The sequence below is a fragment of the Cyanobacteriota bacterium genome (assembly GCA_025054735.1).
In the GTDB taxonomy this organism is placed as follows: domain Bacteria; phylum Cyanobacteriota; class Cyanobacteriia; order SKYG9; family SKYG9; genus SKYG9.
In genome coordinates this window covers 1-4258 of the sequence record JANWZG010000354.1, presented here as the reverse complement: position 1 = coordinate 4258, position 4258 = coordinate 1, and the positions used below count along the sequence as shown (strand labels likewise).

General features: G+C 51.3%; 5 protein-coding genes. 4 read left to right on the top strand and 1 reads right to left on the bottom strand.

Annotated features, from left to right (window positions below; genetic code table 11):
* Positions 1 to 1285, bottom strand: a 1285-nt coding sequence (locus NZ772_14850; GenBank protein ID MCS6814831.1) for a TonB-dependent receptor plug domain-containing protein, incomplete at its 3' end; no start/stop codon positions are given.
* Between the two features lie 178 nt (positions 1286 to 1463).
* Between NZ772_14850 and NZ772_14845 the strand changes: the two genes are divergently transcribed.
* The 4 genes from NZ772_14845 to NZ772_14830 form a co-directional block, all read left to right on the top strand.
* On the top strand, positions 1464 to 1883 hold the full coding sequence (locus NZ772_14845) for a BlaI/MecI/CopY family transcriptional regulator (protein ID MCS6814830.1): 420 nt from the start codon (positions 1464 to 1466) through the stop codon (positions 1881 to 1883).
* The gene (locus NZ772_14840; protein MCS6814829.1) at positions 1880 to 2749 is read left to right on the top strand and encodes a M56 family peptidase; all 870 of its coding nucleotides are present in this window, start codon (positions 1880 to 1882) and stop codon (positions 2747 to 2749) included. Before NZ772_14845 ends, NZ772_14840 begins: the two co-directional genes overlap by 4 nt.
* A 38-nt stretch (positions 2750 to 2787) precedes the next feature.
* Positions 2788 to 3933, top strand: a complete 1146-nt coding sequence (locus NZ772_14835) for a sulfite exporter TauE/SafE family protein (protein MCS6814828.1) — start codon at positions 2788 to 2790, stop codon at positions 3931 to 3933.
* A 30-nt stretch (positions 3934 to 3963) separates the two neighbouring features.
* A partial coding sequence (locus NZ772_14830; GenBank protein MCS6814827.1) for a hypothetical protein occupies positions 3964 to 4258 on the top strand: 295 nt, incomplete at its 3' end.

Below are 4258 nucleotides of genomic sequence, written 5' to 3'. Positions count from 1 at the left end.
CATAGCGCAGATTGTTGCTAGGGTTGACCTGCCACTGATGTTCTAAACGAGCTGTAAGGGCTTGGGAGTCGAGAATGCCCCGACGATAAAAGATGGCTTGGGCAGGCCCATAGGTGTTGAAATAGTCTTGTCCATAGCCGATCGTGGCGCTTAGGCGAGAATCGTTACCATTTCCTAGCTTGCTCTGCCAATTCAGCCCGATGTTGAACACATCATGGTCAAGGCGATCGCGTTGCAAGGGGAACCCAAAGTACAGCAGACCCCGCCGACTACTAATTTTGTAGGCATCTAGACTAAGCGTATTGCGATCGTCTAAATCAACACTCACAGTACCATAGTAGTTGTTGACTGCCGTATCACCATTGAACAAGAGTCCTTGCGCATCACGGTTAGCAGCACCAACGGGTACAGGGTAGCGGTTATCTGCTTTAGTTTCCTCATAGCTAAGCCGGAACCGTACATTGCCTAACCGTCCACCATAGCCAGCGCGGTAGTTGGCGTACCCCAGAGAGCCAAAAGACAGTCCACTAGTGAACTGGGGAACCCCAACATCTTGCTTGGTCACAAGGTTGATGACACCGCCGAACGCTTCGGATCCGTATAGAGCACTACTAACACCGCTGGAGAGTTCTACCCGCTCAATTGCCTCCAGGGGGATGCTATTCAAGTCAGTTGCACCATGGTAAGTGCTGATGTTGCTGCCAATGGATCGACCATTCAGCAAAATCACAGACTGGTTAAGGGAGGCACCTCGGTAAAACGTCCCTGTGTGAATATCGGCTCCGAAGCCAAAGTCATTTATTGCAAAGCCTGGCTGGGTACGCAGGAGTTCTGCCAAGGTGGATGTGCCGCGTTGTTGAATTTCTGCAGCAGGCACAATGTAAAGTGGCGTGGTGGTGGGCGCGATCGCAGGAGATTGATCCACCACAATGATTTCTTCCTCTGGTTCCGAATCTACTTCAGTTGGGCTGGTTGGCGTTACCGCGGGAGTAGGATTTTGAGCAATGTCTGTGACGGTTATAGGCTGAAGCAATCGAGCATTAGAAAAGCTTGGACTATGTTCCCAATAGGCTGGTACTGTTAGGACAGATAGACTAGTTTGGATTGAGGATAGGGATTGATCGACTTGCTCGCTATTAACCGGATTAGCGGTGTTAACAGATGGTAGGGAGACAGCAGGTGTTGCTGCTGAGGAATAGGTGCTAAGTCCACAAACTACGGCGATCGACACCCACCCAATATGCCTGTGCCCATTTATTAAGGTCTTGACTGGATTCATCATCATCTCTCACACCAAAAATTATCGTTTTTCATTCATCATCACGAAGACCCCCACAAAAATCAAAAGACAGATGGTCAAAGACTTTGACAACCTGTCAAACCTTAAGAATGTGCGTGTCTACTAGCGCTAACGCCAGAGTTGAGATAGGAGTAAAGCAAGATAGTCAGGATTCTCTGGTGATATGCCCCCTTTGCCAAGCCATCGTCCATACCAACTTTCCCTAGGCCCTTTAGAAGCTGAAATTTTGCAGATTGTTTGGGAGCTAGGTGAGGTTACGGTTAAAGATGTCCACGATCGCATCCTTGCTGATCCTAATCGAGAGTTAGCCTATGCCTCGGTTACTACCGTCTTGAAGCGACTCACCAGTAAGGGTTGGCTATCTTGCAATCAACAGGGACGCAGTTATCGGTGGTGTCCCCTAGTTACCCAAGAGCAGGCACAGGCATTACTAGCCTATGCTCGACTGCACGAGTTTCTGGCAGTGGGTAATCCTGATGTGGTAGCAGCATTTGCCGATAGCCTTGACCAAGTTAGCTTAGACCGACTGACGGAGATTGCTCAACGAATTCAAACCATACGCCAAGCAAGGGAGAAACTATGATGCATGGGCTAATGGTAATAGTCGTGGCAGTTTACTGTTGCTGGTGGCGATGGTATTGGCTGGTAAGCTTCAGCAGCAAGCGCAGTTGGGGCGATCGTTGGCAGCGGGCACTCTGCGCCTTTTTGTTGCCACCGTTGTTGTTAATCATGACGGCGATCGCCATCAGCCTAATGGGGCCACAAGGTCAAATGGTAGGCTTCTGGGAAGGCTGGTGCTGCTATAGTGTAGCCTTAGCATTTCTAGGATGGGCAAGTGTGCTGTGGCTTCAGCTTGTGTGGCAAGGACAGCAGACTCTCCAGCGTATTCGTACCTACCCCTTGCTGACAGTCTCTGCTCAAGATGCCAGCAACCAGCCCTGTCGATTGTTAGACAGCCCCTTGCTCTACAGTGCTCAGGTTGGATTTTGGCGGCCAGAGCTAGTTATTAGTCAAGGGATGCTGACCACCCTTAATCCCACTCAACTAGCGGCAGTGATTACCCATGAACAAGCTCATGCCTATTACCAAGACACATTTTGGTTCTTTTGGTTGGGGTGGTTGCGGCGCTTGACCTGCTGGTTACCCTATACCAACCTGCTATGGCAGGAGTTGTTGACCTTGCGAGAACTTCGAGCTGATGGGTGGGCAGCTCAACGGGTGGATTCACTGTTGCTAGCTGAGGTGTTGCTGGCAGTGGTCAAAAGTCCATGGCAAGAGTCCTACGAAGGAACTGCTTCCTTTGGGGAATGTGCTAGCGTTGATCGCCTCACGGAACGGATGAATGCTCTGCTAGCCCCATCTACCCAGTTACCCGAAGCAACGCTCCAACCTTGGGTTTGGTTCTGTTGGGTCTGGTGGCCCTTACTAGTAGTACCCTTTCATGTCTGAAGATGGTAATAACCGCAGATCTGGCACTTGTAGCCATCATGGGTTTTCTCGGAAGTTTTGGCCACTGCATCGGTATGTGTGGCCCTCTAACAGCAGCCGTTGCCCTATCACCAGCAGGTACCAGTTCCCTTACTTGGCGGCAACAACTGTATCACCAGTGTCTACTTAACGTAGGACGATTAGTTAGCTATGGGTTAGTCGGCATGGCGATCGGGGCTGTTGGCTCCCTTCTGATTGCAGGCGGGCACCTCGCTGGGATTGGAAGTCCATTACGGCGGGGAATCGCTCTTCTGCTGGGCACGCTGCTAATTTGGATAGGGCTAAGCCAAGTTCTGCCTGTAAGCTTGCCTAAAGTACCCATGTTTCAACCCCTAGCAGGGCTACATCAACGGCTTAGCAGTGCCTTAGCCTACATAAGCCGACAACCTCACTGGTGGACTCCTATTGTCTTGGGCTGGCTCTGGGGGCTGATCCCCTGTGGGTTTCTCTACATTGCTCAAATCAAGGCCGCAGAAACTAGCGATCCGGTGCAGGGAGCAGCCACTATGCTGGCATTTGGCCTGGGCACCTTGCCGACGATGGTAGGCACTGGACTGGTTACTGCTCGGATTAGTCGCGATCGCCGCAGCCAACTCTATCAACTAGGGGGATGGGTGACACTGACGATTGGCATTCTGACGCTCTGCCGCACCGATGCCATGGTTGACTACAGTGGCTATGGAGCGTTGATATGCTTGGTTGTGGCTCTGATTGCCCGCCCCATCAGTCCGATTTGGGCATTCCCCCTGCGCTACCGCCGCACGATTGGAGTTAGTGCCTTTGTGCTCTCTCTAATTCATACCGCCCACATGCTAGACCACAGTTTCAACTGGAACGTAATGGCGATCGTCTTTACCATCCCTACCTACCAAATTGGCATTGTGGCTGGCGTGATGGCATTAATGCTGATGCTGCCTGCTGCTCTCACGAGTACCGATGCCATGGTTAATCGCCTTGGTAACCTCTGGCGCAAACTCCACTTGCTGACTGTGCCAGCCTTACTGTTAGTTGGTACACATACTATCTTGGTAGGGTCTAACTATCTCGGTGCACTGGCTTGGAGTTGGCAAAACTGGCTGGGATCAGCACTACTAGCCTTGGTGATCCTAGGAGTGCTACTGATACGATCGCTAGTCATTCCCTAGGCCTTTATCCAATTCATCGCCATGATTCTGATGAATACAATTCCTACACTGACAGCAGTTACTATGGTTGCCTTAGTTGCTCCGGCAATGGCTCACACAACCGTTGTGTCTGGACAGGTGGCAGGTACTTGGCATGTTGACCCTGACCATAGTCCCAAGGCTGGAGAACCTGCTCGGATATGGGTCGCCCTCACTCGCCGAGGCGGAACCCCGATCGCCTTTGACCGCTGTGCCTGTAAGCTACTCATCTACCCAATTCCAGGTGATCAACCCCTATTGACTCCGGAGTTGAGGGCTATTAGTGCCGAACAATACCGAGATATTC

Coding starts and splice junctions, on each gene's coding strand:
- NZ772_14845 (MCS6814830.1), top strand. CDS start 1,464: ATGCCCCCTTTGCCAAGCCATCGTCCATACCAACTTTCCCTAGGCCCT.
- NZ772_14840 (MCS6814829.1), top strand. CDS start 1,880: ATGATGCATGGGCTAATGGTAATAGTCGTGGCAGTTTACTGTTGCTGG.
- NZ772_14835 (MCS6814828.1), top strand. CDS start 2,788: ATGGGTTTTCTCGGAAGTTTTGGCCACTGCATCGGTATGTGTGGCCCT.